Raw genomic sequence first — 20,544 nt, forward strand, 5'->3', positions numbered from 1 at the left:
GAGAGTCACTCGGCCGCGGCCGGCGACAGGGCCGACGACGAGGTGAGCAGATGCTGGACGAGGGTGACCAGCGTCTGGATACCCGAGCTGGCGATCCGCGCGTCGCAGAGCACGATCGGCACCTCCGGCCTGAGGTCCATCGCGGCCCGTACCTCCTCCGCGTCGTAGCGATAGGACCCGTCGAACTCATTGACGGCGACGACAAATCCAATACCGCGCTGCTCGAAGAAGTCCACCGCGGAGAAGGAGTAGTCGAGCCGACGGGTGTCGGCCAGTACGACCGCGCCGAGCGCACCCCGCGACAGTTCGTCCCACATGAACCAGAAGCGCTCCTGGCCGGGCGTGCCGAAGAGATACAGCACATGCCGGTCGTCCAGGGTCATCCGGCCGAAGTCCATGGCGACGGTCGTCGCGGTCTTCGCCTCGACACCCGTCAGATCGTCGGTCGTGGCGCCGACCTGGGTGAGCAGTTCCTCCGTGCTCAGCGGCGCGATCTCGCTCACCGCTCCGACAAAGGTCGTCTTGCCGACCCCGAACCCGCCCGCGACCAGGATCTTCAGCGCGGTGGGAAAGGAACGGGGAGCGGGCGGAGGCACGGGAGCGGAAGCAGGGGCAGGCACGCGAGCGGGCGCGGAAGCGGAAGCGGAAGCGGAAGCGGAAGCGGGCAGGGGTACGAGGTGTGGTTCGAGGAGGGTTTCAGAGCTGTCTTCGTAGGCCATCGAGCACTGCCTCCAGCAGCGAACGGTCGGTGGGATGGGCGTAACTGTCGGGCGGTCGTGCGGTGACCGCCCCGCAGTCCACCAGATCGGAGAGCAGGATTTTGGCGACCGTCACGGGGACCCCGAGATGGGCCGCGATCTCCGCGACCGATATGGGCCCCCGGCAGAGGCCCATGGCCTGCGCATGCTCGGGGCCGGACCGCGCCGGTGGCTCCGATCCCGTGGCCACCACCAGTGTCAGCAGATCGAGTGATGCCGTCGGCCGGGTGCGGCCCCCGCTCACGGTGTACGGGCGGATGAGCCGCCCGGCCGAACGGTCCAGCAGGGGCCCCTCCTTCACGGCCGGCACGGCTGGCACGGCCGGCACGGTCAGCGCCCGATGGCGCCCGGGGTGGAACCGGCCACCTGTCTGAGCGGGGTCGCCAGATACGGCCGTACGCTCTTGACCATCATGGCCATCTCGTAACCGAGCACCGCGGCGTCCGCCTCGCGCCCCGCCAGCACGGCGAGACAGGTGCCCGAGCCCGCCGTGGAGACGAAGAGCAGCGTCGAGTCGAGTTCCACCACGACCTGGCGGACCTCGCCGCCGTCCCCGAAGCGCACGCCCGCGCTGCGGCCCAGGGAGTACAGGCCGGAGGCGAGGGCGGCCATGTGGTCGGCGCTGTCGGGGTCCATGCCGTGCATGGATCTCACCAGGCCGTCGGCGGAGAGCAGCACCGCGCTGCGGGTGTACGGGACACGCTGGACCAGACCGCTCAACAGCCAGTCGAGGTCCGAGACTTGGCCGGTCGGCACATCGCTCGCCATGGTGCATCTACTCCTTGGGGGTGGTGTCGTGGCGCTGCGGTCCCGGCTGTTCCCGCATGTCCGGCTGCTCGGGCTGCCTGCTGTCGTCCGGCAGAGGCTGGGCCTCGGCGAGGCCGAAGCCCCGGCGGAAGGCGGCCATGAGCCCGGGGTCATGCAGCTCGGGCTCCCGTGAGGGCGGTGGCGGCGGAGGGCCGTCCCGCAACTGCGGAGCGAGATGCTCCTGGCAGCGGCGCTTGGGCAGTTGGGGCCTGGTCAGGGGGCCGCCGCGGGCCGCGCCGCCGTCGGCGGGTTCGGGCGGGGTGGTGGGGCGGCGGCGTTTGCCGTGCCGGACCCCGGGGCGCGCGGCGGCGGGCGTGGGACGGTGCTCCTGCGCGTTGCGTACGGGCAGGGGCGCGGGCCCAACGGGCCTGGCGGGCTTGGCTGTTACGGGGGCGGGCGCCGGGGCGGACCCGGCCGGTCCGGCCGGCCCGGCCGGCGCAGGTGGTACGGGCGGTGGGGGCGGTACGGCCGGTGCCTGTGCGGCGGGCGGAGGCGGCGCCTCGTACAAGGGCTCTCGCGCCACCGGTGTGTGCTGCCGTGGTACGGGCACGACGACGGTGGGCGCAGGCACGGGAGCCTCGGTGGGTACGGGCGGCTGACCGTTCTGCCCGGTCTCCGGCTCCTCCGTCCGCTCGGCGCCGAGGAGCGCCTGCGGTACGACCAGTACGGCCTGCACCCCACCGTAGATATTCGACTGGAGCCGTACCGCGATCCCGTGTCTGCGGGCCAGCGCCGAGACCACGAAGAGCCCGATCCGTCCGTCGTGGAGCAGTCGCGCGACACTCACCTGGTCGGGATCGGCGAGCAGCGCGTTCATCCTCTCCTGCTCGCCGGCGGACATTCCGAGACCGCGGTCCTCCACCTCGACGGCCAGACCCGCCGTCACATACTGGGTCCGCAGCAGCACATGGGTGTGCGGGGACGAGAACTGTGTGGCGTTCTCGATCAGTTCGGCCAGCAGATGGATCACATCGGCGACGGCGTGGCCGCGCAGGGCGCCCTCGATCGGCGGCACCAGCTTGATCCGCGGATACTGGTCCACCTCGGCGATGGCCGAGCGCAGCACCTCGGTCATCATGATCGGCCTGGTCCACTGGCGCCGGGAGACGGCCCCGCCGAGGACGGCGAGGTTCTCCGCGTGCCGGCGGATACGGGTCGCGAGATGGTCGACCTGGAAGATGCCCTTGAGCAGTTCGGGGTCCTCGACCTGGCTCTCCAGCTCGTCGATGATCTGGATCTCGCGGTGGACCAGCGACTGGAGCCGACGGGCCAGAGTGACGAAGACCTCCACCTTCTGTTCGTTGCCGACACTGCTGGAGATCCGGGACGCCTGGACGACGGCGGTGACGGCCGCTTCGTGCGACCGGCCCATCTCCCGTGCCAGTTGGTCGAGTTCGTCCCCGGCGGGCGCGTCGGCCACGGGTGGCGGCTGCGGGCGCCGCGGGGTCACGCGCTCGCCCCGCCCGATCTGCTCGACGACCGTACGGAGTTCGGCCTGCCCGCGCGCGCTGGTGCGGCGCAGCGCTGCGCAGCGGTCGACGATGGACTTGGCCGTACGCTCCGCTCCCAGGGCGGCCGCGCCGATGGCGGCGAAGGCCAGCAGCGCCGTACCGACCAGGGCCGTCCAGATCTCGGCGGTCGGTTCGGCCGCGGTGGAACGGAGTGTGACCACCACGGCGGCGGCGCCGCTCAGCGCGGCGACTATCGCCGGAAGGACGGCGGTGCGCAGGAGTTGAGGACGTATCCGGGCGTCCGGCGGCAACGGGCCGCTCCCCTTTGCCCTGGCCGCGGATGACAGCGGGCGGGTGCCCGGCCGGCCGTGCCGCCCGCCCTCACGGCGCTCCGGCCGTGTGACGGGTGCGCGAAGTTGAGACATCAGTGTCCTCGTACGTGGGGCCCCAGGAATCGGCAGCGTGCTGGCGCAGCGGCAGGGCCGTCGTACCGCGCATGAGCCCTCCGTTGATCACCGAGCACACACAGTAGTCGCCACTCGTTCATCTGCGGTGGGCAGTTGACAAACTTGCCCATAGAGCGTCCCGCTCCGGTATGAGTCATCGCACATCAGCCCGAAATACCGCATTGGCGGAGCGCGGGATCGACTCGGCGCGGCGCCGGGGCCCGCGGCGCGCTGCCTAGCCCGGTCTCCGCTGTGCGCGGGCGGTTCTACGTGGGCAGTTCTACGCGGGGAGTCTTACGCGGGCGGCTTTACGTCGGAAGTCTTACGCGGGCGGCTTTACTCAGGCGGCTTTACGCGGGCGACGGGAGGATCACCGAGCGGGTGAGATGGCGCGGGCTGTCCGGATCGAGGCCACGGCGGTCCGCCAGCGCGAGGGCGAGCCGCTGGATCCGTACCAGTTCGGCCAGCGGGTCGAGTTGGCCGGCCACCCAGAGCGCGCCGGTCGCCCGTACCTGCTCCGCCAGGCCCTCCGGGGCAGGACCCAGCGCCCAAGTCGCCGTCCCTTGAGTGGAGATGCTGATCGGGCCGTGGCGGTACTCCATCGCCGGATACGCCTCGGTCCAGGCCAGCGACGCCTCCCGCATCTTGAGCGCGCCTTCCTCCGCGAGCCCGACCGACCAGCCCCGCCCGAGGAAGGTGAACTGCGTGCACTCGGTCACGCCGTCGGGGAGCGGGTCCGTGAGAGCGCTCTCGGCGTCCGTGACCACGGCGTCGGTGTGCAGGCCGAGATGGGCCCGCAGGAGGGTGAGGGCCGTGGTCGCGAACCGCGTCTGCACGACGGACCGTTCGTCGGCGAAGTCCAGAACGACCAGGTCGTCGGCGGCCGAACGCACCGGGGTGGCCGGGTCGGCCGTGATCGCGGTCGTACGGGCCGTACCGCGCACGTCCGCGAGCAGCCGCAGCACCTCGGTGGTCGTACCGGAGCGGGTCAGCGCCACGATCCGGTCGTAGCGCCGGCCCGCGGGGAACTCGGAGGCGGCGAAGGCGTCGGTCTCGCCCAACCCCGCGCCCTCGCGGAGGGAGGCATAGGCGCGGGCCATGAACAGCGAGGTGCCGCAGCCGACGACGGCCGTACGCTCGCCGGCCCCGGGCAGTTGATCGCGCACCCCGTCCGCCAGCGCCGCCGCCCGGCGCCAGCACGCGGGCTGGGTGGTCAGTTCCGCCTCGACATGCGTCATGTGCGTCTCCACTCCCCTGCATTCCCCGGAATCGGTTCTCGGGGAATGCTACGGAGTGGCCGGGCGGCACCGGCCCGGCGGCCCGAACGGGGCGGCAGGCTCGACCCGGGGCAGAGGCCTGAAGCACCAAGCCTCAGCCCCCAGGCCTCCTCAGCACCAGAAGTCCCAGAGCCTTCACGACTCTCACGGCTCTCAGGCGGGTGATGCCTTCCCGGCCGGTTCCTCGGCCTTGCCCGCACCCGCCGTACCGGAGTCCTGAGCGACGCCGACACCCGTAACACCGGCACCCGCACCGGAGACCGCGGGCCAGCCGCCCGCCGGGACCACCGCCACCGGCCGCCACCAGGGAGCCGTCGGAATGTCCTCGCCCGTCGGCTCGAAGGGCTCGCCGGGGCGCGGCAGCGCGATCCCGGCTCCCGCCTCGGCGGCGGCCGCGATCGTACCCTCGCCGGGCTCGGCCCAGGGATGCGGCGCGAGATTGAACGTACCCCAGTGGATCGGCAGCATCACACCGCTCGGCCGCCCGCCCTGGAGATCGAGGTGGGCGCGCATTCCCTCGGCAGGGGTCATATGGATGTCCGGCCAGTAATCGCTGTAGGCACCGATCTGGATCATGGTGGCGTCGAACGGGCCGTGCTCGGCGCCGATGTCCTGGAAGCCGGCGAAATAGCCGGTGTCCCCGCTGTGGTAGATCCGGTGCTCGGGGCCCGCGACGGCCCAGGACGCCCAGAGCGTGTGCTGCTGATTGCGCAGGCCACGGCCGCAGAAGTGGCGCGCGGGAGTGGCGGTGAGCCGGATGCCGGCGACTTCGGCGGACTCGCTCCAGTCGAGCTCGCGCAGCCGGTCCGCGGGCACGCCCCAGCGCTCCAGATGGGCGCCGACCCCGAGCGGTACGGCGAAGACCGTGTCCGTGGAGGCGAGGGCGCGGATCGTGGGCAGATCGAGGTGGTCGTAGTGGTCGTGGGAGATCACCACGACATCGAGGGGCGCGAGCGAGGCGAGCGGTACGGGCACGGGGTGCAGCCGCTTGGGGCCGACGAAGGCGAACGGTGAACACCGCTCGCCCCAGACCGGATCGAAGAGAACGCGCCGGCCGTCGATTTCGGCCAGCACGCTCGAATGGCCCATCCAGGTGAGCCGAAGCCCGGAGGACGGGGGTTTCGCGAGGTCGGCGAGGGTGGTGGAGTGCACCGGGACAGTGCCGTTCGGAGCCCGCCGCGCCCGCGCCTCCTTCTGGAAGTAGACCTTCGCGAACTCCAGACCGGAGCCGGACGGTCTGGTCCTGGCACCCACCGGGTTCTGGAACACCCCGTCGGCGAAGTTCGGCGAGCGGTGGATCCGCTCCAGCCTCGCTCCTGCCGAGTCGGCCCCGAAGGCCGCGGGTCGCAGCGAGCGCAGCCGGGAGCGCAACGAAGGGGTGGAACCAGCGGCTGTCACAGCACCTCCTGGAGGTTCGGTGTTGTCCCATTATGTCCGGGCGGGTTTCCGCGTGCGGGGCGAATGGACAGGACTCCCCCCGTCCCGCGCACGGCCGTACAACGTCGTCACTGCCCCCAGGATTCCCAGGAACACCCCTGAACTCGGCCCGGTCCGGGGCGATGAGACGGAACGCCCCTTTTGACAAGGGCGGCACCCCGTCCCAATACTGACTGACGGTTCAGTTGGCCATTCGCTCACCTGTACGGCAAGGAGACCGCCCGATGCCGCTGCTGTCGCTCACCTGGACGGACCATGTCACCGGCCGGCGGGGTTTCCTGGTCGTGGACCGGCTGGTACGAGGGGTCGCCAGCGGCGGGCTGCGCATGCGCCCGGGGTGTTCGCTGGAGGAGGTGACCGGTCTGGCCCGTGGCATGACGATGAAGGAGGCCCTGCACTTCGACGCGGACGACCCGACCGTACGGTATGTCCCCCTCGGCGGCGCCAAGGGCGGTATCGACTGCGATCCGCGTGACCCCGACGCGTATGGCGTGCTCGTCCGGTATCTGCGCGCGATGCGCCCGTACATCGAGAGCTTCTGGACCATGGGCGAGGATCTGGGACTGACCCAGGACACCGTGGACAGGGCCGCCGCCGAGGTCGGTCTCGTCTCCACGATCCAGGCGGTCCATCCGCTGCTCGACGACGAGCGGGCGGCCAGACAGCGCCTCGCCGACGCCTTCGCGGTGCGCGTCGACGGCATCGGTCTGGACGCGCTCGTGGGCGGCTGCGGGGTCGCCGAATCGATGCTCACCGCGCTCGACCGGGCGGGGACCGCATACGAGGGGACCCGTGTCAGCGTCCAGGGGCTCGGCACGATGGGCGGCGCGACGGCCCGCTTCCTGTCCCGGGCGGGGCTGAGGATCGTCGCCGTGGCCGACATCAAGGGCACCATCGCGCACCCGGACGGCCTGGACATCGAATCCCTGCTCGCCGCCCGGGATCCGTACGGCACGGTCGACCGCGCCGCGCTCCGCCCCGGCGATCTGGAACTGCCGGGCGACGCCTGGCTCTCCGCCGACGCGGAGGTACTGGTGCCCGCGGCCGTCTCGTACGCCGTCGACACCGGCAACCAGGCCGCGATCAACGCCCGTTGGATCGTCGAGGCGGCGAACATGCCCGTACGGCCCGAAGCGGAGGAGCTGCTGACCGCGCGCGGTGTCACCGTCCTGCCCGATGTCGTCGTCAACTCGGCGACCAACGCCTGGTGGTGGTGGACCCTCTTCGGCGACATGGGCCCGCACGCGGAAGAGGCCTTCGCCCATATCCGCCGCGCGATGCGCACTCTGGTCGGCACCATGCTGACCCGCGCCGGAACCGACCGCACCACTCCCCGCGCCGCCGCCCACACCATGGCCACAGACCGCCTCCAGATCATCACACAGCGATACGGCTGGTACCGGTGAGGGCCCCGGAAGATCGATAGGGTGGACCGTGTGGCGAGGGTGCGGCTGGGTGTGGCGGAGCGGCGCGAGGAGTTGCTGCGGGCCGCCGTCGGACAGATCGAGGCACGCGGGGTGGCGGCCCTGCGGATCGCCGATGTCGCAGCCGCGCTCGGTGTCAGCAGCGCACTGGTGCTCTATCACTTCTCGACCAAGGAGAAGCTGGTCGCGGCGGCCTTCGCGCATGCCGCGCAGGACGATCTGGCCCGGCTGCGCGCGCTGCTCGGCCGGCGTGCGAGCGCGCTGGAGCGGCTGCACGGCGCGGTCCGCTGGTACGCGCCGACCGGCGACGCCAAGGGCTGGCGGCTGTGGATCGAGGGATGGGCGGCGGCGCTGCGCGAGCCCGCGCTGCGCGAGGTGGCGCTCGATCTCGACCGGCAGTGGAAGACGGCCCTCGCCCAGGTCGTCGCCGAGGGCACGGCGGCGGGCGAATTCGACTGCGCGGACCCGGTGTCGGCGGCGGGACGGCTGACGGCCATGCTGGACGGACTCGCGGTTCAGATGACGTCGTACGCGGGGTCGCTGCCACGCACCACCATGCTGGAGTGGGCGGACGAGGCGCTCGCCCGCGAACTGGGCGTCGAACGCGCGGCGTTCGACAGGCCCGGGAAGTAACCGGCGGCCGGACCGGCGCCGCCGGACATCCGGAACCACACAGGGAGACGGAAGACTGTGGCACAGCAGCAGACCGATCCGACCGATCAGCCCGGCCATGATGTGCTGGTCGTCGGGGGCAGCGGGGTGGACACCGTCGTCCGGGTGGACTCGCTGCCGGTTCCGCTCGCGGACTCGGTCGGAGTCGGGCCGATCCGCGAATGGCCCGGCCACACCGGCGGCAATGTGGCGCTCGGCTGCCGGGCGCTCGGACTGGACGTCAAATTCCTCGACTTCATAGGGGACGACTGGACGGGTGGTCAGGTCCGCGAGCGGCTCACGAAGGGCGGTGTGGACTTCGAGGTGCTGATCTCCCCCGCGGGCACCCGGCGCGCGGTCAATCTGGTGGAGAAGACGGGCCGCCGGATGTCGTTCTACGACGGCCGGGACCCGGCAGATCTGCGGATGCCGCGCGACTTCTACCTGCCCCACCTCCGGCGAGCCCGGCATGTCCATCTGTCGATCACCAACTTCGCTCGTTTTCTCTACGACGACATCGAGTCGCTCGGGGTCCCCGCCTCGACCGATCTGCACGACTGGGACGGACTCAGCGACTACCAAAGGGAGTTCGCCCTCCGGTCCGATCTGGTGTTCCTCAGCGCGGCCGGGGCCGGTGAGCGGATCGCCTCGGTGATGCGGGAGATCCTGCGCGAGGGCCGGGCCGAAGCGGTGATCGCGACGGCCGGCGCGGGCGGCTCGTATCTGATGACCCGTCAGGGCAGCCGCACCCCGCGCCCGGTCCCCGCGACCATCCCGCCCGCGCCGGTGGTGGACTCCAACGGTGCGGGCGACGCGTACGTCTGCGGTTTCCTGTACGGACGGCTGGCCGGACTGGACCTCGAAGCCTGCGCCCGGATGGGCGCGGTGGCGGGTGCCTACGCCTGTACGAGCGGGGGCAACGAGGCGCTGATCGGCCCGGAGGCCCTGGACACCAGCAAGCTCAAGACCCTCCGCAAGTAAGCGCTCCTGCCCGGACTGTCGAGACCTGAGCAGTCCGGGCCCGGGCGGTGCGGGCCCGGGCGGTGCGGGCCCGGAGCGGTCCTGGCCTGGCCGACCGGGCCTGAGCGATCCGCCGCGCCGGGCTCCGGGCTGAGAAGTCCGGGGCCCGCCGGCGCTCGTGCCCGCTCCTGCCCCGGCCCGGTCGCCCCGCCCGCCCGGCGGGCCGGGGCACTGCTCAGGTCTGGCGTATCGGCTCGTACTCCCCCACTTCGAGTCCGAACGTCCAGGCGACACCCTGCTTCGCCGTCCTGGTCGTGGGCGGGACCCGCAGCCAGTACGTACGGTACGTACCGTCCGGCTCCGGAGTGGAGTTGACCACCTCGACCATCGCTATGTCCTCGTCCCCGTCGAGCGCGATCCGCCACAGCACACCCGTCTCGTCCCGGTGGACGGGCCGCGCCCCCGACTCGCTCAGATAGCGGTCGTAGCCGTAGTACTCCAGCATCACCCGGCGCAGCTCGGCGTTGGCCTCGTCGCGGATCCGCTCCGGGGTGAGGGACGCCAGCTCGCTCAGGAACCCGGCGGGAACCGGCATTCCACGCCAGGCGTACAGCGCGAAGCCGTCCGGGTAGGCCAGCGCCGGGCCGTCGCCGCGGTCGAGCCTGCCCGCCTCGTCGCGGTGAAGTTCCGCGGGGCGTTCGCATATCACCACCGCGCGTTCGTACGGCCACCACCAGCCCGCGTGCCGCGCTACCTCGGCGAGTCCCTCAAGGCGCTCACTGCGGCCGTCGAAAGCCGCGAGCCAGGCCGCGTCGTGCTGTCCGAGCACCGCGTCGAGCAGCACCGCACGGATCCCGGCCGCCTCCGCGGGCTTGGCCGGCTCGCCGATGAGTGCCTCCACCACCCCGGTCCTTATCCGCTCCGCGAGCGCCCGGCCGGTGTCCCAGAGCTGTGCGCCGGTGGCGCTCCAGTGCTCGGCCCAGCCCGCCGGTCCCAGCGCGTCGTGCAGCCTGCGCCGCTCCTCGGCCCAGGGATGGGTGCGCACCTCGTCGCGCACCGACCGCCCCGCGTCGTCGAGCGACCGTGCCAGCTCCGCCCCGGCCAGCGGCGATCCGGCCCAGATGATCCGCTCGGGCTCTTCGAGGCCCGCCCTGCGGTAGGCGAGCCGTACCCCGCGCTCGGCCGCCGGCCGGTCCGTCTCCCCCGTGGCCGCCGCGACGGCCCGCCACGTGTCCATTCCACTCATGTCCGATTCCCCGTCCCCTGTCGTTCCTGTCCCTGCTCCGCACACCCGCGCCCGTATCCGCGGCGGCACCGACACCGCCCCGGGCGGTCCGCTCAGTCCGCGACCACACGCACCGCGCCCGGCAGGTACTCCCGCTGGCGCACCACCCGGAACCACCCCTTGGGCAGCGGTATCGCCGCGTGCTCCTCGTGCACCACCCGCCCGCCGTCCGGGAGATGGAGATACATCGGCCCGGCCGCGCCGCCCGGCTCACGGATCAGCCGGCCGGGTCCGGTCACCGCGTGGGCATGGCCGGTGACCTCGCCGAGCGCCAGGACCAGCCGCCCCCGCGCGTCCCGCGGCTCGCCCGACACCCGCCCCGCGTCCATGAGATGAGACGGCACCGACTCCTCCGCGACGGGCATGATCAGTACATCTCCCTGCCGGAACATGGCTCTCCCCTCCACCGGCGGCGCCGAGTGCGCCGAACCTGAGAACGACGCTAGACGGGGGGTCTGACAATCCCGCCCCGGCGACCGGCGTTGTCAGTGCCGCTTGGTAGAACTGCTCCACATCAGCCGATCTACGTCACCGGTGTCTGGAGCATCCGCCATGACCATTTCGAACCATTTGCAGGAGCTGTACGGCCTGCCCGCGTTCGACTTCCCCTCCGCCGGCGCGAAGGCGGAGCTTCCGGCCCCGGCCTCCGTGGCCTGGCGGATCGCTGTCGAGGCGTACGACTCGACGGAGCAGTGGGAGGAGGCCTTCGCCCGCTTCACCGAGGCCGTGGACAGCACCGAGGTCAGGGCGCTGATCGTGGGTTCCTGGAGCGATTCGTACGAGTCGGGCCCGGAGGGAGTGATATCTGCCCTGGTGGAGGCGCGCGACCGGCTGCCCGCGCTGCGCGCGCTGTTCCTCGGCGACATCGTCGTGGAGGAGTGCGAGATCTCCTGGATCAACCAGGGCGAGGTGAACCCGCTGCTCGACGCCTTCCCGGAGCTGCTCGAATTCGGCGTCCGGGGCGGCCAGGAGCTGCGCTTCACCCCCTTCCGCCATGAGCGGCTGCGTTCGCTCATCATCGAGACGGGCGGTCTGGACGCCGAGGTGGTGCGGGCCGTCGGCGCGAGCGACCTGCCGGCGCTGGAGCATCTCGACATCTGGCTCGGTGCCGACAATTACGGCGCGAACAGCGAAGTGGGCGACCTGGCACCGATCCTGGCGGGTTCACGCCTCCCCAAGCTCCGCCATCTCGCTCTGCGCAACAGCGAGATACAGGACGAGATAGCCGTCGCGATGGCGAGCGCCCCGGTCGTCGCGGGCCTTGAGGTCCTCGATCTGTCGATGGGCACCCTCGGCGACGAAGGCGTCGAGGCACTGCTCTCGGGCCAGCCGCTCACCCATCTCAAGAAGCTCGATCTGCAGCACAACTACATGGGCGAGACGATGCGCGAGCGCGTCCTCGCCACGCTCGGCGCGTCCGGCGTCGAGGTCGTTGCCGAACAGGGGGACATCGACTGGGTCGAGGACGTTCCGGACTTCCGGTACATCGCGGTCTCGGAGTGATCCGATGCCGCCCCTGACCCTGGCCGTCGTAGGGAATCCCGGCAACCGCCGCATGTCCCTGTTCCAGGACGCCGTGCGGGCCGCCGGGCTGCCAGCCGCCCGCGAGGTGGCCTGGCTCGATGTGCTGCGCGGCCGGGCGGAGTTCGGGGCCGGGGAGACCGTACGGATCGACTCGCCCGGCGAGGACCCCGAGGTGGACCTGCTCCTGCGCGGTACGGACGACCCCACCAGGGTCGAGGGCAGCGGGCGCTGGTACGAGCGGTTCATGGCCGCCGCACGGGAGGTGGCCCGGACCGCCTCCGCCGCCGGGGCCGAACTGCTCGACGCGCCGGGCGAGTTGGCGGTCCTCTTCGACAAACGGCTCTGCCATGGGCTGCTGGACGAAGCGGGGGTGCCGGTCCCCGTCTCGCCCACCTCGGGCCCGGCTGCCCCGGCCGTGTCCGGCTGGGACGACATACGGTCCCTGATGGCCGGAGCGGGACTGCGCCGGGCGTTCGTCAAGCTCGCCCACGGGTCGTCGGCGTCCGGGGTCCTGGCCGTCGAGACGGCAGGTCCCGGGCGGGTGCGCGCCACCACCTCCGTCGAGCGCGACAGCGCGGGCCGGCTGTTCAACTCGCTGCGGGTGCGCCGTTATACGACCGAGCGCGAGGTGGCCGCGATCGTGGACACCCTCGCGCCCGACGGGCTGCATATCGAGCAGTGGGTGCCCAAGGCGGCACAGGAGGGCCGGTCGGCGGATCTGCGGGTGGTGGTCGTCGCGGGCCGCGCCACCCACGCCGTCCTGCGGACGAGCGCCTCCCCCATGACCAATCTGCATCTCGGCGGGCAGCGAGGGGATCTCGACGCGGCCCGCGCCGCGATTCGAGCGGCGGGCGGAAGCTGGGCCTCGGCCCTCGCCGTCTGCGAGGAGGCGGCGGCCTGTTTCCCGGACACTCACTGTGTCGGCGTCGATCTGCTGCCCGCCCGGGGGTGGCGGCGGTTCGCGGTCTGCGAGGTCAACGCCTTCGGCGATCTGCTGCCCGGTCTCACCGGACTGGCGGGCCGTGGCGCCGAGGGCCTGGACACCTACGCGGCCCAGCTCGCCGCCTTGCCCGCCCGTACGGGACCCCGGACGGCACACCGGACGGCCAAGGAGAGAAATGACCGAGAAACGACCATGCCCACATCTGAGACGCGGCTGAGATGACCGCCGCGATCCCCGATATGAACGAGGTGGTGGGGCGGGACGATCTGCTGCTCGTCACCCTCGACACCCTGCGCTTCGATGTCGCGCGGGAACTCGCCTCGGCGGGCCGGATCCCGCGTCTCGCCCGCCATCTCCCGGGCGGGCGCTGGGAGAAGCGGCACGCGCCCGGCAGCTTCACCTATGCCTCGCACCAGGCGATCTTCGCCGGGTTTCTGCCCACCCCCGCCGTACCGGGCAGCCATCCCCGCCTGTTCGCGGCGCGCTTCGGGGGCAGCGAGACCACGGCCGACCGGACGTTTGTCTTCGACACCCCCGATCTGGTCTCGGGCCTTGCGGCGGCCGGCTATCACACGGTGTGCGTCGGCGGGGTCGGCTTCTTCAATCGGCGCGGCGCACTCGGCTCCGTACTGCCCGGGCTGTTCCAGGAGAGCCACTGGGAGCCGGAGTTCGGGGTGACCTCCCCCGAGTCCTTCGAAGCGCAGATCGCCCGCGCGGAGAAAGTCGTCGCCGGCCTGGAGCCCGACCGACGGCTGTTCCTCTTCGTCAATGTGTCGGCATTGCATCAGCCCAACTGGTTCCATCTGCCCGGTGCCACCCGGGAAGCGGGCGACTCCTGGGCCTCGCACGCCGCCGCTCTCGAATATGTCGACCGGCACATCGGTCGGCTGTTCGCCGCCGCGAGCAGCCGCCGCCGCTGCTTCACGATCGTCTGTTCCGACCATGGCACGACCTATGGCGACGACGGCTGGACCGGACACCGGCTGGGACATGAGGCCGTCTGGACCGTGCCGTACGCCCATTTCTTCCTGGAGCACGGGGGCACCCCATGAGCAGCACCACCGGCGTCACCGCGCCACGCCCGTACGAGAGTTACGTCTACGCCTATCCGCACAAGACGGCCTACCGTCCCCTGCCCGACCGGCCCGCTCTGCGTGAGCTGTGGGCCGGTGAGCGCAAGGACGCCCTCTCCCTCTATCTGCACATACCGTTCTGCGAGGTCCGCTGCGGCTTCTGCAATCTCTTCACCCGGATCGGCGCCCCCGACGAGCTGACAACCCGCTATCTCGACGCGCTCGACCGGCAGGCGACCGCCGTACGCGACGCGCTCACCGGTCCCGGTCAGGGAGGCGCCGAGCCGGTACGGTTCGCGGCCGCGGCCTTCGGCGGGGGCACCCCCACCTTCCTCGACGCCGGGGAGCTGGACCGGCTGTGCGACATCGCCGAGAAGCGGATGGGCGCCGATCTGCGGTCCGTCCCGCTCTCCGTGGAGACCTCCCCCGCGACGGCGACCGCCGACCGGCTGGCCGTACTCGCCGACCGAGGCACCACCCGGCTGAGCATCGGCGTCCAGAGCTTCGTCGACGCGGAGGCGCGCGCCGCCGTACGCCCGCAGCGCCGCGCCGAGGTCGAGGCCGCGCTCGGCCGCATCCGCGACGCCCGGATCCCGGTCCTCAACATCGATCTGATCTACGGCATCGACGGCCAGACCGAGCGGACCTGGCGACAATCGCTGGACGCGGCGCTCGCCTGGCGGCCCGAGGAGCTGTATCTCTACCCCCTTTACATACGGCCGCTCACCGGTCTCGACCGGCTCGGCGCGGGCGGCGACGCCGCGTGGGACGCACAGCGGCTGAGTCTCTACCGGCAGGGCCGTGACCTGCTGCTCGCCGAAGGGTACGAGCAGGTGTCCATGCGGATGTTCAGCCGCCCGGACAGCCTCTCCGGCAGCCGGGCCGACGGCACGTGGGCCAACAGCGCCCCGGCCAACAGCGCTTCGGCCGACCGCTCCCCGCGGACCGATGACTACGCGTGCCAGACCGACGGCATGATCGGTCTGGGCTGCGGGGCCCGTTCGTACACCTCGGGGCTCCACTACTCCTTCGACTACGCGGTCGACATGCGCCAGATACGGACCATCATCGACACCTATACGGCGACGGAGGACTTCTCCCGCGCGGAGGTCGGCCGCCGGATCGACGCGGACGAGGCACGGCGCCGCCATCTGCTCCAGTCGCTCCTCCAGGCCCAGGGCATGGACATGGCCGACTACCGCGAACGGTTCGGCACGGCACCCGCCGAGGACTTCCCGGCCGAGCTGGACAGGTTCGCGGATCTCGGCTGGCTGGACACCGGCGCGGACCCCGGGCTGCTGCGGCTCTCGCCGGAAGGTCTCGCGTACTCGGACGCCCTGGGCCCCGCGCTCTTCTCCCCCGCCGTACGGGCCGCGATGGCCGAGTACGAAGTGAAGTGAGCCGCCCCGTGGACCCCGAAAAGCCCCTGCATGTCATACGGCCGACGGCCCCCGAGCCGCCCGAGGCCCCCATGGACCTGACCATCCTCTACCGCGGTCCCCTCGCCTCCTGCGACTACGACTGTCCGTACTGCCCGTTCGCCAAGCGGCGCGACAGCCGTGAGCAGCTCCGCGCCGACCGGGAGGCGCTGGAGCGGTTCGCCGCGTGGGTGTCGGAGCAGCGGAACGACCGGCTGTCCGTGCTGTTCACCCCCTGGGGCGAGGGGCTGGTCCGCTCCTGGTACCGGCGTGCCCTCACCAAGCTGTCGCATCTGCCGCAGGTCCGCCGGGTGGCCATCCAGACGAACCTCAGCTTCCGCACCGACTGGCTGGCCGGTGCGGACCCGGAGAAGCTGGCGCTGTGGTGCACCTACCACCCGGGCCAGACTCCGTACGACCGCTTCCTCACCAAGTGCCATGAGCTGGCGGACCGTTCCGTCCGGTTCAGCGTGGGCGTCGTCGGCCTCCCCGACCATCTGGAGCTCGCCCGCAGGCTGCGCGCCGAACTGCCCGCGCACATCTACCTCTGGATCAACGCGGCCGAGGGGCACGGCTATACGGACGAGGAGGCCGCCCGGTGGACGGATCTCGACCCCCTCTTCCCGTACAGCCGCCGCCCCCATCCCTCGGCCGGACTGCCCTGCCGCACCGGCGAGTCGGTGATCTCGGTGGACGGCGAGGGGACCGTACGGCGCTGCCACTTCGTCCGTACCGAACTGGGCAACCTGTACGACGGTTCGTACCGCCAGGCGCTCGCACCCCGGCCGTGCCCCCTGATGATGTGCGACTGCCATATCGGCTATGTGCATCTGGAGACACTGCCGTTGTACGACGTCTTCGCGGGCGGAGTACTGGAACGGATCCCAAGCGCCCCGGAGCGGATCCCCCATACCCCGGGCCGGTCTCAGTTCGGCGGGCCCCCGAGTGAGATCTGAGTGGTGTTCCGGTCGTCGTTCAGCTCGATGTTCTCGGCGCTGACCGAGAGATGCGTGTTGTCGGTGAACCGCAGCCTCAGCCGCATGTCGAACCGCCAGGTGTCGTCCCCGTTGGGATGGATGGTGACCGTCGCGGTCCCGTTGGAGAGTCCGTCCTTCGTGGTCTCCGTGAGCACATCGAGGGGGTAGGGCCCCGCCGTCGTCCCGTCCTTGAACTGGCCGAACGGCACGGAGATGGAGGCGGCCTCCACGCCGTCCGGTGTCCTCACCGAAATATTGATCCCGGTGTCGTGGTCGCGATCCTCATTGGCGGTGACGAAGGTGACCGCCCCCGCCGCAAGCCTCGCACTGCCGTTGTCCGCCATCGGAACCCCCTGAACCCACAGCGCCGTTGTCGGACTCTCCCCCGGCCGACGCCGCGCCGGAGGGCCCCTTCGGCTCGGTTATCGCCATGGCGGGAGCGGCCCATGCGCCAACGCCGCCCGGTCCATCCTGATGAGTGAAAATCATTCCGAACCGGAACTCGGGGTCAAATCCGACGTCATCCCCCTGACTCCGCCGTCACTGCCTCAGCGGCAGCAGATCCGGACGCTTGGCCTCCACATGGTCACCCGAGGACTCCCCGCGCAGTCGGCGTCCGATCCAGGGCACCAGATACTCGCGTGCCCAGTTGATGTCGTCCCGCCGCACCTCGAACGCGCCGCGCGGCGGCTGCGGCGGCCACGCCTGGTCCGGATCGGCGGGTACGTCGAGACCGAGCACCTGCGCGGCACGCAGTGCGACCCGGGTGTGCCCCTCGGGCGACAGATGCAGCCGGTCGTCGTCCCAAGCCCGCCTGTCCTGGACGGACTTGAGGGACCAGAGATCGAGCACCGGACAGTCGTAGCGGTCGGCGATGGCCCGTACATGAGCGGTGTACGTGGCGATCTTGCCGCGCAGATGCCGGAGTACGGGAACGCCCCGGGTGTCGAAGCCGGTCGTCACCATGACCGTGCCGACGGCCCCGGTGAGATCGGCGACGGCCCTCTCGAAGCGCTCGGCCACATCGTCCGGGTCGGTGCCGGGCCGGATGATGTCATTGCCGCCCGCGCAGAAGGTCACCAGGTCGGGGGCGAGTTCCTTCGCCCGGGGGAGCTGCTCGTCGACGATCTGGTCCAGGAGCCGGCCGCGTACGGCGAGATTCGCGTACCGGAAGTCCCCGTGCACGGTGTCCGGCGCGTCCCCGGAGAACGCCGCCCCGTCCGCCAGCCGGTCGGCCAGCAGCACCGCCAGCCGGTCCGCCCAGCCGACATACCGTCCGTCGGGTCCCGGATCGCCCACGCCCTCCGTGAAGCTGTCACCGACCGCCGTGTACGACGTGTACGACCCGAATACGCCTCTTCTTCTTGATCTCGAATCGTCTGCCACAGCAGCATATCTTTCACCCGCAGATGTGGCCTACGCGACCGTAGGGAGGGCTTGACGGCTGGTGAGATATGCCATCGGTCAATTTTCGGCCAACCGGGAATAGGCCCGACGGCCCAACGGCCTCTGCCCGGCACAGAAGCGCCGGGCAGAGGAAGAAGCTACGACTTCGCCGCTCAGATGTCGACACCCTGGTCGCGGAGGTACGCCAGCGGGTCGATGTCCGAACCGTAGTCCGGTCCGGTACGGATCTCGAAGTGCAGGTGCGGACCGGTGACATTGCCGGTGGCACCGGAGAGGCCGATCTGCTGGCCCTCGCTGACCGTGTCGCCCTCGGAGACGGAGATGGAGGACAGATGGGCGTACTGCGAGTAGTGACCGTCGCTGTGCTGGATGACGACCTCGTTGCCGTACGAGCCGCCCCAGTCCGCCGTCACGACCGTACCCGCGCCGACCGCCTTCACCTCGGTGCCCGAGGGAACGAGGAAGTCCACACCGGTGTGGTAGCCGCTGGCCCAGGAACTGCCGGACGCGTGGTACGGAGTGCCGATCTGGGCGTCGTCGACGGGCGCGGTGAAGCCGGAGCCGCTGCTCTGGTCCGGCGAGTCCGAGGGCGCGGGCGCCGATCCGGAATTGTCGTCCGCCGGCGTGGTGGTGGACGGGTCCGAGGAACCGCTGTCGGAGGAGTCGGACGGCTTCGCCGGGGCCTCGGGCTTGGCGTGGTGCCCGCCCCTGGCCTTGATGGTCAGCTTCAGCCCGGGGTGGATCAGCGACGGGTCGGGACCCACGGCCTTGCGGTTGTCCGCGTACAGCGTCCGCCAGCCGCCGTGGACATGCTGTTCGGTGGCGATCTTGGACAGATAGTCGCCCGCGACCACGGTGTAGATCCGCGTCTTGTGGCGGGACTTCTTGTCGGCGGCCTTCTTCGCGGTGGAATGCGCGGACTGCTCCGCGGAGAGCTGGTGCTCGGGGGCGGCCTGGGGCGCGGCGGCGGGCGCGGCCTTCTCGGCGGCGTGGGCGCCGGTGGCGCCTATGAGCGGAAGTGCGATGGCGGCTCCGCCGGTGCCGGCGGCTATGAATCCGCGCGATACCGGGTTGTTGGCCTTGGGACGGCGGTGCTTACCCTTCGCGGGCATGGCGAATTCCTCTCCGGCGCCTGCGAGGTGAGCTGTCGGGTTCGGACTGGAGATGCCCGGTCGCGTATGGTGCGCGACTTCACCCCGAGCCGTTCCGGAGTTTCCGGAGCGGCGTACTACCTGGTTCCCCCGCTCCTGCCACGCGGTGCTGGTCGGATGCGAATTCCGAGCGGCGGCAGGATTCGGCGTTCCACTCGGAGTGAGGGTGAATTTAAGCGAGCCGGACGAGCGGAACAAGCATTTCTATTCCCCCGACTGAACTTCTTCTGAACTTCCTCGCATTTATCCCGGCATTACCGGTCACCCTGTGTGGACCGAGGCCGCCAATTCCCGCTCCGGACGGGGAGATCCGGTACGGAGAGCCGCCACGGAACGTCACGGATATGATCCTGCTCACGGACGGGTTCCCATCTCATCCGTGAACAGGACAGGCCATACAGAATCACCCAATACGGACAGATCAATATTTGACCGATATTCACGGCCGAGCAGTGTGGCATGCAATGTCCGAATAGTCCCGCCTGAATCCCGACAGTCGAACTGATTGCCCTGGGAACAGATGTCGTAGGGTCAGAGGTCGACATTGCCGGCGAGCCGCGCCGGCATCGGACACGGAGGAGCAGGCCGTGACGCAGCAGGTCCCGTCGACAGAGCCCGAGCTGGCCGGCGTGCGCAACTTCCGTGATGTCGGCGGGCTGCCCACCACGGACGGCAGGCGGATAAGGACGGGAAGACTCTTCCGCAGCGGACATCTCGCCAACGCCACCGCGGCCGACGCGGCCTTTCTCGCCTCCCTGGGCCTCCACACGATCTTCGACTTCCGCAATGCCGCCGATCTGAAGCTCGACGGCGCGGATGTGGAGCTGCCCGGGGTACGGAATGTGAACATCCCGCTCACCGACCCGGCCGACGGCGCCGAGTTCTGGCGGATGGTCAGGGACGGCGATCTCGACCAGCTCCGCTCGCTCCTCGCGGACGGCAGGGCCGCGGCCCGGATGACCGGCTCGTACCGTTCGATCATCACGGACCGTACGGCCGAGCACAGCCGGGTCCTGCACGCCCTGGCCGAGGACAGCATGCCCGCGCTGATGCACTGCGCGGCGGGCAAGGACCGGGCCGGTCTCTCCATCGCGGTGGCCCTGCTCGCGGTCGGGGTGGAGCCCGAGGCGATCGAGGCCGACTATCTGAAGTCGAACGACCCGCACCGCAGGTATCCGGTCCGGCGCAGCGACAACGCCCCCGAAGGGATGTCGGGCGAGGTGATGGAGCTGCTCAGTCCGCTCTTCGACGCGCGCGCCGAGTATCTCGCCACGGCCTTCGAGACGATCGAGAAGACCTGGGGCGGCACCGAGGCGTATCTCGCCGAGGGGCTGGGAGTCTCACCCGAGACACGTGAACGGCTGCGCACCCGCCTTCTCGACTAGATCACTGGATCAGCTGGGTCGACTGAATCCACTGGATCGACGGGATCGACTGGATCAATCCCAAGGCCCCGCCCGTACCCGCGGTGGGTGGGGGGGGGGGGGGGGTGGGGGACGGGAGAACGCGAGAGGGGGAGGAACCCCCCTCATCGCCCCCCCTCTTCCTCAAACGA

20 protein-coding genes and 1 riboswitch are annotated in these 20,544 nt (G+C 70.8%); of the genes, 9 read left to right on the plus strand and 11 right to left on the minus strand.

Annotated elements, in window-relative coordinates; all coding sequences use genetic code 11:
• Nucleotides 1–5: 5 nt before the first annotated feature.
• The 6 genes from ACFU9P_RS03805 to ACFU9P_RS03830 form a co-directional block, all read right to left on the minus strand.
• Nucleotides 6–596, minus strand: coding sequence for an ATP/GTP-binding protein (locus ACFU9P_RS03805; RefSeq protein ID WP_384077649.1), 591 nt, complete (start codon nt 594–596; stop codon nt 6–8).
• Between the two features lie 100 nt (nt 597–696).
• Entirely contained in the window at nt 697–1,068 is a 372-nt protein-coding gene (locus ACFU9P_RS03810) for a DUF742 domain-containing protein (protein ID WP_384077915.1), read from the minus strand.
• A 20-nt stretch (nt 1,069–1,088) separates the two neighbouring features.
• A complete protein-coding gene (locus ACFU9P_RS03815) occupies nt 1,089–1,526 on the minus strand; it encodes a roadblock/LC7 domain-containing protein (RefSeq protein ID WP_376374416.1) in 438 nt (145 codons plus the stop codon).
• A gap of 7 nt (nt 1,527–1,533) precedes the next feature.
• Nucleotides 1,534–3,441 (minus strand): sensor histidine kinase, encoded by a 1,908-nt coding sequence (locus ACFU9P_RS03820; protein ID WP_384077651.1) that lies wholly within the window; start codon nt 3,439–3,441, stop codon nt 1,534–1,536.
• 371 nt (nt 3,442–3,812) lie between these two features.
• Complete coding sequence (locus ACFU9P_RS03825) at nt 3,813–4,700, minus strand: SIS domain-containing protein (RefSeq protein ID WP_384077653.1); 888 nt, start codon at nt 4,698–4,700, stop codon at nt 3,813–3,815.
• A gap of 192 nt (nt 4,701–4,892) precedes the next feature.
• Nucleotides 4,893–6,137, minus strand: coding sequence for an MBL fold metallo-hydrolase (locus ACFU9P_RS03830; RefSeq protein WP_384077655.1), 1,245 nt, complete (start codon nt 6,135–6,137; stop codon nt 4,893–4,895).
• Between the two features lie 263 nt (nt 6,138–6,400).
• Between ACFU9P_RS03830 and ACFU9P_RS03835 the strand changes: the two genes are divergently transcribed.
• The 3 genes from ACFU9P_RS03835 (at nt 6,401) to ACFU9P_RS03845 (ending at nt 9,232) form a co-directional block, all read left to right on the plus strand.
• Nucleotides 6,401–7,582, plus strand: a complete 1,182-nt coding sequence (locus ACFU9P_RS03835; RefSeq protein WP_384077657.1) for a Glu/Leu/Phe/Val dehydrogenase dimerization domain-containing protein — start codon at nt 6,401–6,403, stop codon at nt 7,580–7,582.
• 30 nt (nt 7,583–7,612) lie between these two features.
• Nucleotides 7,613–8,233 (plus strand): TetR/AcrR family transcriptional regulator, encoded by a 621-nt coding sequence (locus ACFU9P_RS03840; protein ID WP_384077659.1) that lies wholly within the window; start codon nt 7,613–7,615, stop codon nt 8,231–8,233.
• A 105-nt stretch (nt 8,234–8,338) separates the two neighbouring features.
• Nucleotides 8,339–9,232, plus strand: a complete 894-nt coding sequence (locus ACFU9P_RS03845; protein ID WP_376374840.1) for a carbohydrate kinase family protein — start codon at nt 8,339–8,341, stop codon at nt 9,230–9,232.
• A 214-nt stretch (nt 9,233–9,446) separates the two neighbouring features.
• Here ACFU9P_RS03845 and ACFU9P_RS03850 read toward each other — a convergent pair whose 3' ends face one another.
• Both ACFU9P_RS03850 and ACFU9P_RS03855 read right to left on the minus strand, forming a co-directional pair.
• A complete protein-coding gene (locus tag ACFU9P_RS03850) occupies nt 9,447–10,457 on the minus strand; it encodes a DUF6745 domain-containing protein (protein WP_376374401.1) in 1,011 nt (336 codons plus the stop codon).
• 92 nt (nt 10,458–10,549) lie between these two features.
• Complete coding sequence (locus ACFU9P_RS03855) at nt 10,550–10,888, minus strand: hypothetical protein (RefSeq protein ID WP_376374398.1); 339 nt, start codon at nt 10,886–10,888, stop codon at nt 10,550–10,552.
• Between the two features lie 160 nt (nt 10,889–11,048).
• On the opposite strand from ACFU9P_RS03855, the gene ACFU9P_RS03860 reads away from it, so the two are divergent.
• The 5 genes from ACFU9P_RS03860 (at nt 11,049) to ACFU9P_RS03880 (ending at nt 16,410) form a co-directional block, all read left to right on the plus strand.
• A complete protein-coding gene (locus ACFU9P_RS03860) occupies nt 11,049–11,999 on the plus strand; it encodes an STM4015 family protein (protein ID WP_376374395.1) in 951 nt (316 codons plus the stop codon).
• A gap of 4 nt (nt 12,000–12,003) precedes the next feature.
• Nucleotides 12,004–13,185: an STM4014 family protein gene (locus ACFU9P_RS03865; RefSeq protein WP_384077662.1), complete on the plus strand. Its 1,182-nt coding sequence runs from the start codon at nt 12,004–12,006 to the stop codon at nt 13,183–13,185.
• A 17-nt stretch (nt 13,186–13,202) separates the two neighbouring features.
• Nucleotides 13,203–14,015 carry an STM4013/SEN3800 family hydrolase gene (locus ACFU9P_RS03870; RefSeq protein WP_384077916.1) on the plus strand — a complete coding sequence of 271 codons (813 nt, stop codon included), beginning with the start codon at nt 13,203–13,205 and terminating at the stop codon, nt 14,013–14,015.
• Nucleotides 14,012–15,436 carry an STM4012 family radical SAM protein gene (locus ACFU9P_RS03875; protein ID WP_384077664.1) on the plus strand — a complete coding sequence of 475 codons (1,425 nt, stop codon included), beginning with the start codon at nt 14,012–14,014 and terminating at the stop codon, nt 15,434–15,436. The genes ACFU9P_RS03870 and ACFU9P_RS03875 overlap by 4 nt, the downstream gene beginning before the upstream one ends.
• A gap of 71 nt (nt 15,437–15,507) precedes the next feature.
• Nucleotides 15,508–16,410: an STM4011 family radical SAM protein gene (locus ACFU9P_RS03880; protein ID WP_384077917.1), complete on the plus strand. Its 903-nt coding sequence runs from the start codon at nt 15,508–15,510 to the stop codon at nt 16,408–16,410.
• Here the strand turns inward: ACFU9P_RS03880 and ACFU9P_RS03885 are convergent.
• From ACFU9P_RS03885 to ACFU9P_RS03895, 3 genes are all read right to left on the minus strand, one after another.
• On the minus strand, nt 16,380–16,775 hold the full coding sequence (locus tag ACFU9P_RS03885) for a hypothetical protein (protein ID WP_217305586.1): 396 nt from the start codon (nt 16,773–16,775) through the stop codon (nt 16,380–16,382). The genes ACFU9P_RS03880 and ACFU9P_RS03885 overlap by 31 nt on opposite strands.
• Nucleotides 16,776–16,971: 196 nt before the next feature.
• A complete protein-coding gene (locus tag ACFU9P_RS03890) occupies nt 16,972–17,817 on the minus strand; it encodes an SGNH/GDSL hydrolase family protein (RefSeq protein WP_217305587.1) in 846 nt (281 codons plus the stop codon).
• 173 nt (nt 17,818–17,990) lie between these two features.
• Nucleotides 17,991–18,950, minus strand: a complete 960-nt coding sequence (locus tag ACFU9P_RS03895; protein ID WP_384077665.1) for a peptidoglycan DD-metalloendopeptidase family protein — start codon at nt 18,948–18,950, stop codon at nt 17,991–17,993.
• Between the two features lie 4 nt (nt 18,951–18,954).
• Nucleotides 18,955–19,148, minus strand: a riboswitch (cyclic di-AMP (ydaO/yuaA leader).
• Nucleotides 19,149–19,576: 428 nt separating this feature from the next.
• On the opposite strand from ACFU9P_RS03895, the gene ACFU9P_RS03900 reads away from it, so the two are divergent.
• Nucleotides 19,577–20,374, plus strand: a complete 798-nt coding sequence (locus ACFU9P_RS03900) for a tyrosine-protein phosphatase (protein ID WP_384077666.1) — start codon at nt 19,577–19,579, stop codon at nt 20,372–20,374.
• The last annotated feature ends 170 nt before the right edge of the window (nt 20,375–20,544 follow it).

The organism is Streptomyces sp. NPDC057617, assembly GCF_042800555.1.
Taxonomy (GTDB): domain Bacteria; phylum Actinomycetota; class Actinomycetes; order Streptomycetales; family Streptomycetaceae; genus Streptomyces.